Genomic DNA, 18,906 nt, shown 5'->3' on the forward strand with positions numbered 1-18,906 from the left:
ATCTTCTTTATACAGAAGCCTTAAATTCATTAAATCTATCGATTCTTAAACGCTTTAAATCGATAGATGTTTCCCCTTCCATTAAAAGTTCCGTCATTAGCGTTCCAACTAAAGGAGACAGTGTAATCCCACTATGCATAACCGCAAGAAATGCATTATCAACTGTAGGAATCTCACCTAATATTGGGAACCCATCATCTGGTATTACCCGAATCCCTGAAAAACAGCGTACTATATTTGCTTTTGCTAGATCAGGTAAATAGTCGACAGCCATTTTTGCTGTATCCTGAATTACATCCAGTGTAGTTCTTCGGTCATAGCCCACCTCTTCTTTTGAATATCCAATCAAAATTTCTCCATTGTCAGTTTGTCGCATCCCCCCTATTGTATGTTTGATTAGTGGTGCCAATGGTTCTGTAACTATTATTTGCCCTCGAACCTGCTTCACGGGGATATCTACACCTAAAAGCTCCCCCAACTCTTTCGTCCAAGGACCACCAGCTAAAATCAATTGTTCTGCAAAAAATGTACCTTCCTTAGTTTTGATCTTAAATTTTCCATTCTGTTTTTCAATATCAACAACCGGATTATAAAAAGAGAATTCAACATAATTTTTTTTTGCCGCTTTAATATAAAGTTCGACCAAGCGAAATGGATTCACATTTCCATCAATTTTGCTATACGTTGCCCCGGCAATATTTGGAGATAATGCAGGTTCTTTTTCTAATACTTGTTCGCGGTTTAATACTTCAATCTCAATTCCAACTTCCGCCTGCTTTTCCGCAAGCCTTAGTGCTTTCTCTCGGTCCGCTTCATTAAAAAATGGGGCGATACCTCCAGTACGTTTATATTCTACATCCCCAATTTTTCTTTCCAGAAAGGGATATAGTTCTGCACTATACATACTCAGTTCGCCATACCATGATGGTGTTTTATTATGAACCCAAACCCAAGCTTGAGTGGAGCCCGATGTTCCAGATAAAGGGAACCCTTTATCAATTACCAATATCTCTTTTTGCCTGCTTTCAGATAGGTGGTAAGCAATACTACTCCCTATTACGCCACTTCCAATAACTACAATATCGTACTGATTAGTCATTATTCGCTTCACCTTCTTTTGGGGCTGACTCATTAAAAACTGAAATTACACTTGAGGATTCCTTACCTCCGGCTAATGCACCGATACGTGTTATTCTTAACGGCATTCGCATTTTAGATGGCCCAATATCACTCAGCGGTTTGTTTGTTAATTCATTGATTATTCGTTGCATCAAATTTGTACATACCTTCGCTTGGCATGGTCCCATGCCACATCTAGTTATTCTTTTAATGTCGTCAAAAGTATGTGCTCCCATTTTTATCGCTGATTCGATTTCATCAATATTAATTTCTTCACATCTACAAACGATTGTTGACTTATCCATTTAAGATCCCTCCAAGCTCAAATCAAATAAAGATGATGATGGTAGGTTATTTTCTTCATGAAAACCTCTAACTAGATTCATTCGCGCACTATATGTCTCCTGTGTATTCACTGTTTCCAAATAATAAAGTTCCTTCCATAAAGATGCTCTTCTCTCTGTTGCTTGTTCCTCGCATAAAACACCTAAGGATTCTACCACACTGACTGCTGCAATTTCTCCCGTTAGTAAAATGGCACCTATAGTGGCGATTCCGGCTGCATTTCCAGCCACATAAATAGAAGGTTTGCTTGTTTCCATTAATATGGAATACTGGGGCACCCATCCCCCAAGGCCCGTTTGGTATGTAAAACTACAATTCATTATTTCAAAAGGTTCTAGAATTGGTGTCACACCTTTACCAATACAAACCAAGTCGATATCCATTTGTTCCTCCACACCGTTATGATTAAGAATTATCTTTTGCACCTCACCAACACCTGTTGCACTTACAATAAAACTATTCAAATAGATAGGGATATCGTATTCCTTTAATAATTGAATAGCTTTTTCATCATTACTATTTAATTCACTATCACTTTCAACAATTCCTTGTACAGATACACCAATTTCTATTAATTGTTTAACAACTTCTAACGAAAAAGTGTTCGATCCTAATATAAGTGCATTTTCCCCTGGTAGTACATATTCACGATTCATTAATATTTGGGCAGCTCCTATAGTCATAACCCCTGGTAATGTCCAACCTGGAAATACACTTGCCTCCTCGGCCGCACCAGTTGTAATAATAACTTTCTTAGCAGTGATGGGGATCGTTTTCATCCCATTTGAAACGCCAATTCGCCCATCCTTATAAGTTCCTATCATAGTATGCCTTAGTAAAAGCGTTACGTTTAAAGGTAAGAGTTTTTCAATTAATGACTGGGCAAGTGTTGTACCTCTTTGTTTTTCAAATTGCTTTGGAAGGTTATCCAAAATTTGCGTTTGTTGTCTTAATTGGCCACCAAGTGAAAATGATTCATCAACGACTACCGTTTTAACACCATTTGATGCCGCTTCATATGCAGCATTTAAACCTGCTGGGCCACCGCCAATTATTAATAAATCAGTCTCCACTTTTCACCCTCCTAACATTGGGGTCACTATTATTTGAATCAACATTCATGCCTTCTTTTACAAGATTCATGCAGCTAAGCACATGATCTAAACCATCTACAGATACAAAACAGCTACAACATCTACCGTTTGCACAAAACAATCCTCTAGACTGTTGCAGCTTTCTACTAACCCCAAATTTCTTAATACCATTTGCCATTAATGCAGCGGCTATCGTTTGACCTTTCTTAGCTTTAAGCAAATTTCCATTAAAATAAAAAGATACTTCCTTTTCAATGCGCTTCCCTAGAATCGGATGGTTGAAAGTGTTCACTCTAAAAAAACCTCCAAACATTATAATGTTATAATATTATAGAATTAAATCTACAAATTTGTTTGTTCTATTTTTGGGTGAATTTCGTATTCGGTTTAATAGTCATTTCTTATTTAATAGCACGATTTGGATTATATGCCACCAAATCTAGCCCTACTTCTTCGTCTTTTAAAATAGACGCAGCTAATTTTCCAACATACGGTCCCATTGTCAGTCCGGAAGCTCCTAAGCCTGTTGCTAATACGATACCCTTTAAACAATCCAGCCTTCCTAGTATAGGTAAAATATCGGGGCCCATCGGACGAAATCCAATTCGAACTTCCTGTATAGTTCCTTCAGCGAGACCAGGCGCAACGTTTAATGCCTCTGTTATAACTTCATTAACACCCCCAACAGTAGTCCGATAGTTGAATCCCGTTCCCGTTTCTCTTGTCGCACCAGCAACAACTCGGGAATCATCAAACGCTAGCATGTAATGACTACTTCCTGGCAACACTACTGGCCAATTAGAGGTGTCAGTATTTGGTAAATTAATGTGCGCAATTTGTCCACGTTGTGGCTCCACTTTAAGTTCAATACCAATAGGGGCTAATAATTCAGGCGACCAAGCTCCTGCTGTTATAAGAACCGTATCGGCATAAATTTTTTCATCATTAATCTTAACACCTGTTATCTTGTCACCCTCATGAATCAATGCCACCTCTCCATTCAAGAGTTTGGCCCCATGTTTTTGTGCGGCGCGTTTCATCGCATCCCTTAGTAATCTACCATCTACACGTGCAGCACCCGAAACGAAGACAGCTTCCCGTCCCTCTTTTAACGGAGGGAAAAGTTGACGGGCTTTTTCTGTAGATAATCTTTCAATATCACCTAATTCCGGCGCATCTATCTGTTTTGTACCTACTTCTTTTTCAATTCTTTCTAATTCTTCGGAATTAGCACCTAAACATATTGCTCCCACTTTTTTATAACCAACATTTTCTTCATTATCATTCTTTAATTGCGAAATTAACTCAGGGTAATATTGCGCGCCGCCTTTTGCAATTCTATACCAATCATCATCATCTACACTGGAAATCCATGGACAAACAATTCCTGCCCCAGCAGACGTTGCAGCCCCATGATGATCCTTATCAATCATAATTACTTCTGTATTATTTTTAACCAGATGATATGCAGCACTGGCCCCGACTATGCCACTACCAATTACTATAATCTTCATATCATAACTCCTTGTAAGTATATTTAGGCTCTAATTTTTTTGCCTACAATTTTTTACTATTTCTAAAGCTGAATTTCGAGAAAGTACCTAGATTGGTCTTGTTTAAGAATAAACTTAGAGTATTCAATCGTCTTATTGTTCGTTGCCACTGTGTATCTTTCAAGTACAAATAACTGTTCACCCTTTGGAATATTCAATAATTTTGCTTCATAATCATCCGCAATGATCGTTGAGAAAAAAATCTTTGACTTTTTTAATTTCTCACCATACTTTTTCACGAAAATATTATATAGCAAATCATCTTCAAAATCTGTGAGCTGTAAATCAGGAAATATTGTACTTGGTATGAACGAATGCTCAATTACTACCGGTCTATCATTCTCAATTTTCAGCCTTTTTATTTCGTAAACTTGACCATTAGGGTTAACTCCCAAGTGTGACCCAATTTTTTTACCAGCATAAATTTTATTAAAACTCAATGTCTTATGGGGATGAGCTTGATAATCAACTGTTTCATTTTGAAGAGACACCAATTTAGAAATATCTTGTTCTACCTTCTTTATAACAAATGTACCCTTACCACTTTGTCGGTGTAAAGCACCCTCACTAACAAGTTCAAGAATTGCTCTTTTCACTGTAATACTACTAACACCAAATTGAGATGCTAATTCCTTTTCAGGTTCTAACCTATACCCTGGTTCCCATTCACCAAGTGTGATCTTCTCCTTTAAATAATCCTTTACTTGATGATATAAAGGTGTAGATAAATTTTTATTAACTTTCATTCTCTTCTCCTTATCCGTCGAAACTTTTTATTTATTAAGTAAATGAACTATAACTTCATATTATTACTTCATCTAGTTATACTCAATACAAAAGGTAATACGACTACAAATTTCTATTATTATTTAAAGGATAATGACAAGAAACTTGATGGCCTGACTCTAGCTCTGTTAATTGTGGTTCTACCAATTTGCATTTCTCTGTGGCATAAGGACACCTTGTATGAAATCTACAACCCGAAGGCGGATCCACAGGACTTGGCATATCCCCCTCAAGAATTACTCTATTTTTATTACCTCTTAAGGTAGGATCGGGTATCGGTACAGCTGAAATAAGTCCCTCTGTATATGGGTGATGTGGATGTTGAAATAGTTGCTCTTTAGTCGCAACTTCAACTACCTTTCCTAAATACATTACTGCAATACGGTCACTAATGTACCTAATTGCAGGTATTCCATGGGCAATGAAAATATAGGTTAAGTCAAACTTTTTTTGTAAACGTGATAATAGGTTTAAAACTTGTGATTGTATTGATACGTCCAATGCGGAAACCGGCTCATCACAAATAATCAACTTCGGGTTTAAAGCAAGAGCCCTTGCTATACCAATACGTTGTCTTTGCCCCCCGCTAAATTCATGCGGGAATCTTTTTGAATAACTTCTATCTAGTTCAACGTTATCCATAAGTTCATATACACGTTTCTTCAACTCCCACCCCGTGGCAACATTATGTGTGCGTAGTGGCTCCGCGATAATATCAAAAACCCTCATTCTAGGATTTAAAGAAGAAACGGGGTCCTGGAAGATCATCTGTATATCGCTACGCTTCCTATGCATTTCTTTTTCAGTTAATTGGGTTATATCAACTCCCTCAAAAATTATCTTTCCTTGGGTTGATTCTAATAAACGCACTATTAAGTTTCCCGTTGTTGATTTTCCGCAACCTGACTCCCCAACTATCCCTAAGGTTTCACCCGCTTTCAATTTCAAGTCAATACCGTCTACAGCTCGCAAAAATTTTTTTTCTTTATTAAACCAACCTGATGAAACCGGAAAGTACTTTTTCAGCCCATCTAACTCCAATAAATATTCCGGCTTTTCCTTTATACCAATGCTTCCCTGATCAGTCGCCATTACCGAATCACCTCGTTTTCCTCGTATAACCAGCAACGAACTTCGTAATCATCTGTCTGTTTAATTAAAGGAGGCTCTTCATTTTCACACTTTTTCATCGCATACGGACAACGCGGATGGAACCGGCATCCTTTAGGCATGTTAAAAGGCGTTGGTACTGTTCCACTAATTGATTCCAATTGTTCATTTGTCCCCTGGATATTTGGTGTACTCTTTAATAACGCTTGTGTATATGGATGTTTAGCTTCCTCAAAAAGTCGAAACACGTCTCCTTGCTCTACCACCTGCCCTGCGTACATAACAATCACACGGTCAACCATCTCCGCTATTACTCCCAAGTCATGAGTAATTAACATGATCGCTGTATTATACTCATGACTTAATTCTTTCATTAATTTAAGAATTTGAACTTGGATTGTTACATCTAAGGCTGTCGTAGGCTCGTCAGCAATCAGAAGTTTTGGACTACATGATAAAGCCATAGCTATCATCACTCGCTGTCTCATGCCTCCACTTAACATATGAGGAAAGGATGAGTATACCTTATCCGCTCGCGGTATTCCCACCTTCTTAAATAAATTTATTGCTTTTTGTTTTGCCTCATCTTTTTTTTCTTTCTGATGCAAACGAATAGATTCAGCCACCTGATTACCTACAGTAAAAACTGGATTTAACGAGGTTAATGGCTCTTGAAAAATCATTGCTATTTCATTACCTCTTATTTTTCTCATCTCTTTGTTAGAAACTTTCATTAAGTCATTTCCATCAAACTGTATTTGACCGTCAATAATTTTACCACTGGCTCCAATCAATTGAAGAAGTGAAAGAGAGGTAACGCTTTTACCGCTTCCAGATTCTCCAACTATTCCAACAGTTTCTCCTTTATTAACCCGGAAGGAGACACCATTGACCGACTTGACAATGCCATCTTCGGTATAAAAATAAGTTTTTAAATCATTTACGTCTAACAATGTTGATTTTTCTTGCATAGTTCTTCCCCCCTTATTTTTTTAACTTCTACCTTGAAGCTTCGGATCCAAGACGTCACGCAACCAATCACCTAAAAATATAATACCTAGAACTGTAACTGTTATTGCAATCCCAGGGAATGTTGCAATCCACCAGTTCGTAGCCAGATAGTCCCTTCCTTCTGAAAGCATTCCTCCCCATGATACGGTTGGAGGCTGAATACCCAATCCAAGAAAACTTAGTGATGCCTCTAAGATAATCGCTGTTGCTACGCTCAAAGTTGAGATAACAATAAAGGAAGATATCACATTCGGTAATAGATGACGAATCATAACGGTTGTCTTTGAAGTACCAATTGTTTTAGCTGCCTTTACAAATTCAAGTTGTTTTAAACTTAATACTTCACCTCGAATAACGCGTGCATAAGTTATCCAATTTGTTACACCAATAACTAGTATCAGAGTAAGAATTCCCGGATCAAATACAGTTAACATAACCAAAATAAGTAAAATACTTGGCACAGCCAAAAATGTATCAACAATCCGCATAAAAATGTTGTCTATTAGACCACCGTAATAACCGGATACAATCCCGATAAACATTCCTATTATTCCAGCTACAACTACCGAGCATGCACCTACCAAAAGGGATATTCTTGTACCATATATGATTCTACTTAATATATCTCGACCTAAACTATCTGTACCTAAAAAGTGGTTGACTGTACCATTCCCAATCCACGCAGGAGGTTGCAAAGCTTTAAGCGGATTCATCTTCACCGGGTCATGCGGCGCCAAAAGTGGAGCAAAAATTGCAATAAGAACTACACTGGTAACAATCAATAATCCGACAGTTCCCGTTCTACTTCGTAATAATAACTTAAACCATTTTAATATAACTTTATTCCGGCTATCTCTAGTTTCTGGTTCAATAAATACAGTTGAATCAGTATTGGTGTTCATTTTGCCCTACCCCCATTTAAGCTTTGTCACCTTCTTATGAATATTTAATCCTTGGATCAAGAAAACGATACAACAGATCAGTTATTAAATTAATGAAAATCACTAAAACGGCGACTACAATTACCGTAGCTTGCACGATAGCCATATCTCTAGCATTTACCGCCTGAACAAGTAATTGACCTAAACCCGGCCAAGAAAAAACTGTTTCCGTAACAACGGCACCTCCAACAAGATAAGCCGTTTGTAGGGTCATAATCGTAACAACAGGGATGAGTGAATTACGAAAAGCATGTTTATATATTACAATACTCTCTTTTAACCCTTTACTCTCAGCTGTACGGATATAATCTTGATTCAATACTTCAAGCATGCTTGAACGCACTAACCGTGCCATTTCAGCTGCAACACCTGTGCCCAAGGTAATTGCTGGCAAGACTAAGTGGCTTAAAGTTCCACGCCCTGAAACAGGAAAAATTTGATTGTTAACAGCTAAGACTAAAATCAGCATAATTCCTAACCAGAAGTTCGGCATAGCTTTTCCAAGCCCTGCACCACCCGTTATAAAAATATCGATAAAAGAGTCCTTCTTTCTTGCTGACCATATACCCAAAGGTATTGAAATGATAATTGCTACTACCATTGAAGCAGCTACCAATTCCAATGTCGCCGGTAAATGATTTAGCACAATCGGTAAAGCTTCCCTATTGAAACGGTAGGATTCGCCAAAGTTTCCTTGCACTAAATCCAACATGAAATTGCCATATTGAACGATAAAGGATTCGTCCAAATGAAGCGCCTCTCGTAAAACCTGCCTATCTTCCTCTGAAGCACTTGGAGGAAGCATAAGATTAACAGGGTCACCAGCTACATAAACTAAAGCAAAAACGAAAGAAGAAATAATAATTAAAACTGGGATAATCTGCAGTAGTCGCTTAATTAGGTACTTTCTCATTTCCATCTCCCCCCTACCCTTTTATATCAAAAGAGATTAGAAGATATACTAATCTCTTTTGATTAATTAATAGAATCAATTTTACTTTCTAGTAATGGATGGAACATAAATTTGTTGATCAATTCTTGGTGAAAAATTGATGTCGTCGCTTATACCATAAATTGATTTTACTTGATACAGGTTGATATGTGGTCTTTCTTCAGCTACTATTTCCTGGATTTTTTGTAGCTGTTTTATACGTTCTTTTTTATTCATGTTATGGAGGGCCTCTTCATAAAGCTTCTGGACTTTAGGATTATAGTAATCTGTCTGCCCCTCTGCTCTCTCTTTCGTGTAATGTACAAGTGAGTAAGATGCATCCAAAAGTCCATCAGCTAAACCAATTAACAGTAGCTCTTTGTTTGAGTTGGAATTATACGTATTCAGGAAGTTACTCCATTCTGCTAAATCTAGATTAACTTTAATCCCAACCTTATCCAACATCCCTACAAGGGTTTGTGCAACTTCACTGTCCATTAAATATCTTCCGTTTGGAGCTGTCAAAGTTATATTCAACCCATCCTCGTATCCTGCCTCAGCTAAAAGTTTTTTTGCCTTTTCAGGATCGTAAACATACGTATTATATAAATCAGGATTATAACCTATAACTCCTTTGGGAGCCCGTGACCTTACTGGAACTCCTGCACCTTTAAGGAGTCCTTCAGCTAAAGCCTGATCATTGATTGCTAAATCAATTGCTTCTCGGACCCGAGGGTCGGAAGTTACTGACCCTTCCGTTGTACGAACAACGAGCAACATAACTCTCGTAGTATTCCCTTTAACGATTGATACACCTTTAGCATTATTTACACGTTCCCACTCATTCGGGGGAATTTGTTTTGCTATATCCACCCCTCCCGTCAACAACTCACCAACACGTGTTGAGGTTTCGGGAATCGGACGAAAAACAACCTTTTTCCATTCTTCAACTTTACCTTCAAAATAATTTTCAAAGGGTTCTAGTACAACACGAGAATTTGGTTTCCACTCTACAAATTTATATGGGCCTGAGCCGATTGGTTTTTTTAAAAAATGGTCCCAACCGTTTTCTTTAATATAATCTTTCGGCAAAATATCGGATCCAGATTTTGCAAGAAGCCGTGGCAATGTCGGTAATGGACCTTCTGTAACAATTTTAAAATGTAATTCATCAACTACCTTAACGCCTTTAATTGCTTTAAAATAAGGATATTCTTTTAATTTTTCATTTGTGGAAACCCTCTCAATGCTAAATTTAACATCTTCAGCTGTTAACGATTCACCATTATGAAATTTTATGCCTTCCTTTAATGTGAATTCCCAAGTAGTATCATTTACTATTTTATAATCTTGTAGCAACTCTGTTTCTGTTTCCATATTCGCACCACGTTTAAATAATCGATTATACGTGTTTCGAAATATATTTTCAGAAGGTGTTGCTAATGCATCTTGCGGATCCATCGTTGTTAAATCTGCTTTTTGTGCAATTACCAATACATCATCCTTTTTATCTTTTTCTTGCCCACTATCTCCTTCTTTTGTTGTTCCAGTTTCATTGCTGCAAGCAACCAACATCAATGAAAACAATAAGGTTATAGCAATAATCATATAGGGAAAACGTTTCATCTAAGAACCTCCAGTATTTTATAGATTTAAATATAATGCTTTGAAAAATTTAATTAAACTAAGACTTAACCTTAGCAAATTCATGCATTACAGTAGCTGTCATTTTTATACCGTCCATATAATCTTTTACAAAGATATTTTCATTCGGTGCATGGTAGTTAGATTGATCATTTGCTACACCTATTTGTACAGCAGGTATATTATCTTTTTTACAAAGTTTATACATAGGGCTTGAACCAGCCAAATTCACTAATACCTTTGGAGGCTTGTCATATACTTTTTGAACATTATTTAACACCGTTTCCGCCAAAGGATCACCTGGATCTGTTTTAAATGGTTGTATACCATTTAGAAAATCAATTTCAATATCCTCATAACCTTGTTGGTTAAGATGGTTGCGAAGCAATTGGAGAATCTCTTCAGGTTCTTGGTCGGGAACTAATCTAAAATCAAGTTTAACTTTTGCTATTGAAGGCAGAACGGTTTTCGATCCAACATCGGTATATCCTGAATCGATCCCACAGATCGTGCAAGTCGGTTGAAATAATAATTTATTTTTTAGTTCTTGGCCTGATAGGTTAAGTAAAAAATTTTTAAGCCCATACTTTTCTAATAGTTCTTCTTCTTTATAATCCATCAGGTTCAGGTACTCATTTTCCAAAATTGATGACGGTTTAATGTTGTCGTAAAAGCCATCAATCAAGATCACTTCGTCATCATTTTTTATTGTGTTTAATGCCCATATCAGACGCCAAGCTGGATTTTCTATAACAGCCGCTTCGGAAGAGTGTAAATCACTATTCGCACCCTTTGCGGTTAGTTCGACGTAACACATTCCCTTCACCCCCAAACCGACATGTAGCTTACCATCGAAAACCCCCTTCGTTCCACCTTCCCAGATAATTCCGTCGGTGCTCATTTTTTCTGGATGTTGGTCTGCGAATTGCTCTAGATGAGGACTACCAATTTCCTCCTCCCCTTCAAATATGAATTTAATATTCAGTGGCAAGTTACCATAGACCTGTTGATAGGCGTGTATAGCACAAATACGAGCCATTAGGTTCCCTTTATTATCAGCAACTCCCCGTGCGAAGATTAAACCATCTCTAAATTCTGTTTTAAAAGGATCGCTCTCCCATAGATCAATCGGATCCTCTGGTTGTACATCATAATGATTGTAAAAAGTTAAGGTTCTTTCCCTTCTCCCATCAATCTCTCCAAATATAACAGGGTACCCATCCGTTTCTATCTCTACTATTTCGGCACTAGTTGTTTTTAAATGCTTCTTAACTAATTCAATCATTTCTTTCATTCCACGGTTTTGTGTAGAAACACTAGGTTGATTACATACTTCTTGTAACCAACTCAAATACATAGACTTATTTTTTTTCAATATAATCATAAACTTTATCCACTGGTTTCCTCCTTTTAAGAATAATTTATTTTACTCAACTAGCTCCACTGTCCGGACTGGATTTTAAATGCTTAATAAGACTGAAATCGAAGTAAAGATTATAATGTTATAATCTTTACTTTTAAAAAAAGAAATCTTTAACTTTTTTTACCAACCCCTCGTTGAATTAATTCTTTATTTAACCCTTAGCCGTTTTATACAGCGAAGAAGTTTTTGAGTTTTGTGATTTATTTAAAAACATGTTACACCCTTCTAAATTTAAAGTCAATGGTGAAATTTTAGAATTTTCCGTCTTAACACATGCAGAAAGTTTTAAATTAAAACAAGTCTTTGAAAAAGAGGATCTGCTTCCAAGTTAGAAGATAATCGTCTGATCGTGCGTTGTCCTTCCCTAGTTTAAATGAATCTCATGCAGTATCTATATTACAATGGGTCATCTTTTATTACATTTATTAGTTTTATTAACCTCTCTATATAATTTCAGGATATCGTTCGACAATAATAGACATGAATCAGGCAAGAACCCCAAAACTAGGAGTGGGACGATAGAAGAGCCAAAAATGAAAAACTTTCTAGAACATATAGTAATGCATTGGTAAATTTCCCTGAGAAGGTTGCAGGTACAGATCGATTTGACATCGATTTAATGAGAGAATACCAAGGTAGAATAGTAGCAAAAGGAGGGGCAGAAGGGGTTCGCTGTTTTGGTGATAGAATGACGTGGTAGTTATACGAAAACAAATAAAGAGGTTCTGTATTTAGTCATTAATAATTATGAGATTGTAACACTCAGAAAGATCATCGAAGATATTGATGCGAATGCTTATGTTACAGAGCATAACGTACTGGGGGAATTTAGGAAAGGGTATATATAAGGGAAGATGATTTGGATTCAAATTGGTATATGAAAAAGCTCAACATTGAGGTTTCTCGAATTGAAAGTTGAGCTACATTTCATATCTATTATTTATATAATATTTTAAACTATTTAAACGGTAGGGGCCGATTCCAAAGTCTCACCATCCCGTACAACACCACACATAAAAAAATACCCAACCCGTTTGCCAACACATCGTAAAAATCCGCACCTCTACCAAAATAAGGCTGGAAGAATTCAATCGTTATTCCAATTAAAAATGCAATCACAACAGGGCCTACTATTCTTTTACATGCAATAATTAAAAGTCCAGATAATATAAAAAACAATATAAAATGACCAACAAATTCAAGTTTACTTATCTCACTCACTGTGGATATAAATGTAAAAAAATCAGTTTCTCTATAAGGACGGGGTGTTATAACAAAGTCAAACTCCCCAATCAATGTCTGATAAACATTATTTGTGCACGTTAATATGAAAATAAGAATAACCCATGATACTATGAAAAACCCCATCCTGACCACCACCTACTTTTCTCAATATAGTGTGGTCAGGCTGGAGTAACTTAATACTTTCTCACACACGGAGAAGGAGGGAGGCATTCAACCACTCATCCTTCCCCTAGTATTGCCCGCAGCTTCTTCCTAGCCTCACGTCCCCAGCCCTTCACTGCGTCACACGTTACCCCTTCTTGTTCAGCGATCTCCTTGATTGACTTCCCTTCTACAATATAAAGCTGCAGCCATTTCCGTTGACTGTCTGACAATAGTGATTTTCCCCTTTCCAACAGATCATTGTAATCCGGTGAATTCTCAGCAATCATAATTGGATAAGAGGTTTCACTTCTAATATAGTAATTACCGTCTTCAAGCTTCTCCCTTTGCACCTTGATATAGGACTTCTCGACATTTTCTATCCTTTTTTGCTTTCGCATTTGATCAATTAGTCGATTACGAATCGAGTAATTAAAGTACGTTGCAAGTGGCCCCTTATCAGGTTGATAATTTTCATAGGCGTTCCACATAGCAAATAATCCCTCGTAAAAATACTCTTTGTGCGGATCTCGCAAATTCAATTTATGGATGTAATAGTGAATCCGACGCTCGTTTTGTTTAACAATTTCATCAAATGATACCATCTCTTTGTTCATCATTTTCCTCCTGATTAACCACTAAAATCTATTAAATTTCGCTAATGGTTAAAATGATTATAGAATTTTAGTTGGATAAAGTAAAGCGGTTTCATCCGACAAAGTTCGACAGATGCCCGTCCTTCCCGTATTTTGTGCCGTTATTTCACTCGTAATCCTGCCAACATCCGCTCCATATCTTCTTTCTCAGCAACAAGACAATCCGGCACTTCAGTCACAGCTGCGGTTTGATTTCGCTTCAACTTTTCCTTTCGCTTTTGTTCCCTGAACCAATCTGGAATCACTTCTCCAGTTACAGTCCCACCGCTAAACGGCCGTACTTTCTTTTCTCTACTAACACGGAATTCCGCCCCTTCTGCCTGTGCCGCTTCAACCCCAGTAATTCCCTTTTTTGCCCAAGCCTGCAGAATGCCTTTCACATATCCCCAATTTCCTTTCCCCTGTTCCAAAGCCCGCTTCATCGCATGCAAAACTAAAGGTTCACCTAAATCGGTAATCCAATGAATAATGTCATCAGCAACATAAGAATTGATCACACCAAAATTATCCTGAAAAAATGCAATCGCGTCTGTAGTAGTTGTTTTATTGTTTTGTTTACTTTTTTGTTTCTGTTTAATTAATGGGTCCACATTGTCGTCCATTTTGTGGGTCACTTTTTGCGCATGCTGTTGATCAGAATCATGCTTTTTATCAACTACATTCGAATACAAGCAAACCATCTTGTACATCGCAGACTGATTTCCACCCCTAGAAGTCACAATAATAAACCCATTCTCCACTAATTCCGTACGTGCACGTTTAAAACCACTATCCGTTAGTCCAGCTTTATCAGTCAATTTTGACGCTGCAACCGTAAATTCTTCGCGCCAGCATAATTTGTTATTGATATCCGTTAACGTATACCAAAGCGATCGTGCATTTACAGAAATCGGCTCCAAATCAATTTTAAAATGAAATTCGTTCAGTTGTTTAATATAATTCATCGTCATCCACCCTTAAGGTTAAAATTTATCTCTACAACTTATAATCGAATAAAGTTTCTATTTGGTGGCATGAAAATAAAAAAAATTAAAAAATATTTTTTTAGGAAAAACGCTCACGTAAAATTCCGTACGAGGTCTCCCCCTACTGTCCTAATTATGTAGAAAACCGCATACAAATTAATCAGAGGTGATATTATTATTGAACCATTAAAAAACAACCGTGTTACAACTAATCGTTATTAAGGCAGCTAAAGAAACACCCAAAAGAAACAATGTTAGGTTAATTGACCGTGAAGGAATAGTATTACTAATAAGATTTTAACAACAATACTGAAACAAAAAATAAGTAACTATCCCCTTTACAAAGGAATAATTACTTACTTATTTATTATTATCAAAACCTCTAAGTTATCGAATAATGGTAAGCACCGGAATTTCATAAAAAGTAAATGAAAAATGCAAACATTTGAATCTTATCCTGGTTTATTAACTAAATCCTCGGAATATCTATCACCCTCTTTCCTTAAGCACTCAGTACTCCCACTCTACTATCGGCTCTTTTGTTACACAATCAATATGTACATCGGTTTTAATATTACCGCCAAATGTGTGGTTCGAGCCAAACGCAATGTGAATTGTGTTATATGCTTTTTCATCCTCTAAAATATTTCCGGTTAAACGTGCGGCGTGATTGGTTCCAATACCAAGTTCACAAAGAAGCCTTCCGTCTCCATCACCAAGAATGGATAATAGTTTTTCCCCCATTACCCCAGTAGCATCTATTAACCTTCCTTGTTCAATCGTTAAAATTACTGGTTCATCTACTAATCCAATACCAGCAATAGATCCACTAATTTCTATTTTTCCTTCTGACTTACTTTCGATTGGTGCGATGTATGCCTCGCCAGAAGGAAGGTTCCCAGATGCTGCTCTATCATGAAATACACCTGTACTAGGGATCCCTTCTCTACTCTCAATTGGAATTGTTAGCATGTAACCATCGCCTGTACTAATTCTTACTTTCATGGCCTTAGTAAGTTTATCTGTCATTTCATTAGTTTCCTTCTCAACAATTCTGTAGTCTGCACTCATCGCGCCATTTAAAAACATATCCTCCGTTATGCCTGGCATTGTTATGACACTAACCCCATTAGCGTTTGCTTTTTTTCGAGCGACTGTATGTGTTAAAGAATGTTTTGTAAGGCAGAATACTAGGTTATAGTTAAGCATTTCCTCAGCTGATTCTGCCGGAGGCTCTTCTCCAGATTTTGTTCGATCTTCCATTAGGTATATATCTGTATTCCATCCCTCTTTTTCTAAAGCACTTCTAAATTTCCTACCTAACTTTTCTGTACTAGAATCTGTTAGAACAAGAATCGTAACAGACTTATCTACAGAAAAATTATTCTTCATTAATTTAGCAACAACATTTTGAAATTTATCCATTTTACTTCCTCCCTTTTTCTGTGTGAAATAAACACTTGTTAAAACAAATATCAATGCGACTATAGTTCCGAATCCCAATGATTCATCTAACAGCAAAACTCCTAATAATATTGTCGTTATTGGCATTAGATAGGTTATTAGAAGCGCGAAGATGGCTCCTCCAGATTTCACTAAATAAAAATAGAGGACATTCCCTAGACCCGAATTGAACATACCTAACATGATAAACCATCCAATATTTTTAAAGTTATCCATTGACTGAAAGCTTAAAGGATCAAACCAAAGCATCATGATTCCTGAGAAAGCACTTCCTACTAACATAGTAGTGAAGGACAGCGTAAAAACGGAAACATGATTTAAAAACTTTCCTGCTAATACCGCTGATAAAGCATACAAACTCACCGCAAAAAGCAATAACCCAGCGCTGGTTAAACGGAATCCTACTTCTGAAGAAAAGCCCATGATAAATGATAAAAGAATACCTGAAAAACCTAAAAATACACTAACCAATTCCTGTTTAGTTACCCTTAACTTTAATAAAACGATGCTATATATAAGCCCGAAAATTGGCCCGGTTGCGTTTAATACAGCACCAATTGTTGTATCTAAGCCTCGCAAACTCAAACTCATAAACACCCACGGAATTCCTGCACTCAATAAGGTAATTAAAATTAATGATGGTATTTTCTCAAAGTCTTTCTTCGTCTTTTTCCAAAGAAAAAAAGGGAATAGAATAATACCACCAAAAAGGCATCGATAAAAAACGATTGCTACAGGATGAAAATCAGGCAACAACATTTTTGTGAAATAAAAGGTAGATCCCCAAAGTAAACTCAAGCCAAATAAAGCAAGTACAGGCATGTTACATCCCCCTGTTCAAAAAACAGATCCGGAAAATCCCGGATCCGTTAAAATAGGTATTCTGCAGCAATACGAGCCGTTAAAGTTCGTGGAAGGATTACTGGCAAGTTACTTCCTTTGATTGCCTTTTGCTTGTGCAGTTCGTTATACCCCATGCAATCTAATACAATCAAATCGGCTCCCTGGTTTTTTAAAGACTTCGCTGCCCCGGTTACATCACTTTCTTCGTACGGAGAAGCTACCTCTGTTATTATTTGCAAATTTGGGTGATCCCATTTTTCAACCAATGTGTCCCGTTGTTCTTCCAAAGGGATAATCAATCCTAGTGCACCCGATGGAAGAATTGCTTTAACAGTATTGTTCAAAACCTTATCAGGATAAATAATTGGCATTCCCGTTTCTAATGTGGGGAAATCCCCAGTACATAGCATAATAACAACTTCTACTTTTTCTTCTAATTTCTTCAATTCCTTTTGTAACAAGGGAAGAAGCTTACTTTTGCCAATCTTGATTGAATTGCCGCTTCTTAGTTTAGAAATATATGTCGTCTCATCGTCTTCTGGAGCGATAAAACCAATCTTCTCATCGGCAATACTATCCAACCCTCCACTTTCAATAATAACAATCTCTTTCCCCAATATTGACTGTATGGAAGGTGTTACATCAGTACGCGGGGACTGTCCAATTGTTAAGACACCAACACTACTCCTTACCATACTTACGCATTTCCTAACGTTTGTAAGTGTTTCATAGATCCATACAACTTTTCTAGACGTTTAAATTCATCCTCATCATAGAATTTGAACTGGTTTTGTGTGTATTCCTTTGCAACTTCTATGGAAAAACGGACTGCTTGCGCAACATCAACCTCATGACTTGCTCCTGTGCCACTGCCAGGGACTGCAGTTCTGGCGGTTATTGCAACTCCAATTACCGGTGCATCGGTTGCTACTGCGGGCTGTAGAATGCTATTTATATGGAAAACATCATTTCCATATGGCGTAATGTCTTGTGTAGTTACGGTAAATGTAAAAGGCAATTCTCCTGTGGTCATTTCCATGATTCTTAACATGTCATCATTGAATTTTAAAACATAACCTGATTTGACCGTAGGAGATAAAGCAATTCCACGATGATTAAATACTTTATTACCTTTTGTAGTGTCAATTGATAAAACTGCATCCATTTCAGGCACTACCTCGTACTCATTCATAGTCAAAATATCTACAGGTGAACCCATAAAATCAACAGGTTCATGTGGCTGGGTTGGAGCAGTTGGACAAATATGCGTCGTCACGTAAACGTCCCCGGGAAGTCGGTCCCCTTTCGCAGCCATTTTCGCTAATTTTAAAGCAACAGTTACTGCCGCTGCAGCACCATCACCATCTGATACAAATCCAATACGATTTGGTCGTGCCCCTAATCCTCCAAGTCTACCAACTATTCCGAGTGAAGGTGCCTTCCCACCACTAATCTTACCTTGTGTACCCTTAATTACTATTTTCACAAAATCTGTAGATCCTTGTTCACCTTTAACTGTTTCGTACGTCGCTTCACAATGATCAATATCTTTAAATAATTGTGTTACACATTCTCCATTTGCATTTGCATCATCAAGCAGTTCCATAACTTCTATAGTATATTTTAAAGACATCT

Annotated in this window: 20 protein-coding genes; 2 read left to right on the plus strand and 18 right to left on the minus strand. The window is 37.2% G+C overall.

Going from position 1 to position 18,906, the window contains the following annotated elements; all coding sequences use genetic code 11:
• Window positions 1–7 precede the first annotated feature (7 nt).
• The 12 genes from LG329_RS07315 to LG329_RS07370 form a co-directional block, all read right to left on the minus strand.
• On the minus strand, window positions 8–1,099 hold the full coding sequence (locus LG329_RS07315; RefSeq protein ID WP_404455310.1) for an NAD(P)/FAD-dependent oxidoreductase: 1,092 nt from the start codon (window positions 1,097–1,099) through the stop codon (window positions 8–10).
• The gene (locus tag LG329_RS07320) at window positions 1,092–1,424 is read right to left on the minus strand and encodes a (2Fe-2S)-binding protein (protein ID WP_404455313.1); all 333 of its coding nucleotides are present in this window, start codon (window positions 1,422–1,424) and stop codon (window positions 1,092–1,094) included. The genes LG329_RS07315 and LG329_RS07320 overlap by 8 nt, the downstream gene beginning before the upstream one ends.
• Window positions 1,425–2,537: an NAD(P)/FAD-dependent oxidoreductase gene (locus LG329_RS07325; protein ID WP_404455316.1), complete on the minus strand. Its 1,113-nt coding sequence runs from the start codon at window positions 2,535–2,537 to the stop codon at window positions 1,425–1,427.
• The gene (locus tag LG329_RS07330) at window positions 2,527–2,850 is read right to left on the minus strand and encodes a (2Fe-2S)-binding protein (RefSeq protein WP_404455319.1); all 324 of its coding nucleotides are present in this window, start codon (window positions 2,848–2,850) and stop codon (window positions 2,527–2,529) included. The genes LG329_RS07325 and LG329_RS07330 overlap by 11 nt, the downstream gene beginning before the upstream one ends.
• A gap of 109 nt (window positions 2,851–2,959) precedes the next feature.
• The gene (locus LG329_RS07335) at window positions 2,960–4,072 is read right to left on the minus strand and encodes an NAD(P)/FAD-dependent oxidoreductase (protein WP_404455322.1); all 1,113 of its coding nucleotides are present in this window, start codon (window positions 4,070–4,072) and stop codon (window positions 2,960–2,962) included.
• A gap of 62 nt (window positions 4,073–4,134) precedes the next feature.
• On the minus strand, window positions 4,135–4,857 hold the full coding sequence (locus LG329_RS07340; RefSeq protein WP_404455325.1) for a GntR family transcriptional regulator: 723 nt from the start codon (window positions 4,855–4,857) through the stop codon (window positions 4,135–4,137).
• Window positions 4,858–4,960: 103 nt separating this feature from the next.
• Window positions 4,961–5,989, minus strand: coding sequence for an ABC transporter ATP-binding protein (locus LG329_RS07345; RefSeq protein WP_404455327.1), 1,029 nt, complete (start codon window positions 5,987–5,989; stop codon window positions 4,961–4,963).
• Window positions 5,989–6,978 carry an ABC transporter ATP-binding protein gene (locus tag LG329_RS07350; protein WP_404455330.1) on the minus strand — a complete coding sequence of 330 codons (990 nt, stop codon included), beginning with the start codon at window positions 6,976–6,978 and terminating at the stop codon, window positions 5,989–5,991. Before LG329_RS07350 ends, LG329_RS07345 begins: the two co-directional genes overlap by 1 nt.
• A 21-nt stretch (window positions 6,979–6,999) precedes the next feature.
• Window positions 7,000–7,920 (minus strand): ABC transporter permease, encoded by a 921-nt coding sequence (locus LG329_RS07355; protein ID WP_404455333.1) that lies wholly within the window; start codon window positions 7,918–7,920, stop codon window positions 7,000–7,002.
• A 34-nt stretch (window positions 7,921–7,954) separates the two neighbouring features.
• Window positions 7,955–8,872: an ABC transporter permease gene (locus LG329_RS07360; RefSeq protein ID WP_404455336.1), complete on the minus strand. Its 918-nt coding sequence runs from the start codon at window positions 8,870–8,872 to the stop codon at window positions 7,955–7,957.
• Window positions 8,873–8,953: 81 nt separating this feature from the next.
• Window positions 8,954–10,516 carry an ABC transporter substrate-binding protein gene (locus LG329_RS07365; protein ID WP_404455339.1) on the minus strand — a complete coding sequence of 521 codons (1,563 nt, stop codon included), beginning with the start codon at window positions 10,514–10,516 and terminating at the stop codon, window positions 8,954–8,956.
• Window positions 10,517–10,574: 58 nt separating this feature from the next.
• Window positions 10,575–11,918, minus strand: a complete 1,344-nt coding sequence (locus LG329_RS07370; RefSeq protein ID WP_404455342.1) for a M20/M25/M40 family metallo-hydrolase — start codon at window positions 11,916–11,918, stop codon at window positions 10,575–10,577.
• Window positions 11,919–12,522: 604 nt separating this feature from the next.
• On the opposite strand from LG329_RS07370, the gene LG329_RS07375 reads away from it, so the two are divergent.
• Together LG329_RS07375 and LG329_RS07380 are read left to right on the plus strand one after the other, a co-directional pair.
• Entirely contained in the window at window positions 12,523–12,657 is a 135-nt protein-coding gene (locus LG329_RS07375) for an asparaginase (protein ID WP_404455345.1), read from the plus strand.
• A gap of 52 nt (window positions 12,658–12,709) precedes the next feature.
• The gene (locus LG329_RS07380) at window positions 12,710–12,805 is read left to right on the plus strand and encodes a hypothetical protein (RefSeq protein WP_404456475.1); all 96 of its coding nucleotides are present in this window, start codon (window positions 12,710–12,712) and stop codon (window positions 12,803–12,805) included.
• Between the two features lie 109 nt (window positions 12,806–12,914).
• Here the strand turns inward: LG329_RS07380 and LG329_RS07385 are convergent, their stop codons facing one another.
• From LG329_RS07385 to LG329_RS07410, 6 genes are all read right to left on the minus strand, one after another.
• Window positions 12,915–13,325 carry a VanZ family protein gene (locus tag LG329_RS07385; protein WP_404455348.1) on the minus strand — a complete coding sequence of 137 codons (411 nt, stop codon included), beginning with the start codon at window positions 13,323–13,325 and terminating at the stop codon, window positions 12,915–12,917.
• Between the two features lie 95 nt (window positions 13,326–13,420).
• Entirely contained in the window at window positions 13,421–13,960 is a 540-nt protein-coding gene (locus tag LG329_RS07390) for an RNA polymerase sigma factor (protein ID WP_404455351.1), read from the minus strand.
• Between the two features lie 140 nt (window positions 13,961–14,100).
• The gene (locus LG329_RS07395; RefSeq protein ID WP_404455354.1) at window positions 14,101–14,943 is read right to left on the minus strand and encodes a DnaD domain-containing protein; all 843 of its coding nucleotides are present in this window, start codon (window positions 14,941–14,943) and stop codon (window positions 14,101–14,103) included.
• 531 nt (window positions 14,944–15,474) lie between these two features.
• Complete coding sequence (locus LG329_RS07400) at window positions 15,475–17,250, minus strand: aminopeptidase (protein ID WP_404455357.1); 1,776 nt, start codon at window positions 17,248–17,250, stop codon at window positions 15,475–15,477.
• A gap of 47 nt (window positions 17,251–17,297) precedes the next feature.
• Entirely contained in the window at window positions 17,298–17,966 is a 669-nt protein-coding gene (locus LG329_RS07405) for an AroM family protein (protein ID WP_404455359.1), read from the minus strand.
• 2 nt (window positions 17,967–17,968) lie between these two features.
• On the minus strand, window positions 17,969–18,904 hold the full coding sequence (locus tag LG329_RS07410) for a DUF1177 domain-containing protein (protein ID WP_404455362.1): 936 nt from the start codon (window positions 18,902–18,904) through the stop codon (window positions 17,969–17,971).
• Window positions 18,905–18,906 lie beyond the last annotated feature (2 nt).

The sequence above is a fragment of the Virgibacillus necropolis genome (genome assembly GCF_044793635.1).
In the GTDB taxonomy this organism is placed as follows: domain Bacteria; phylum Bacillota; class Bacilli; order Bacillales; family Amphibacillaceae; genus Virgibacillus_F; species Virgibacillus_F necropolis_A.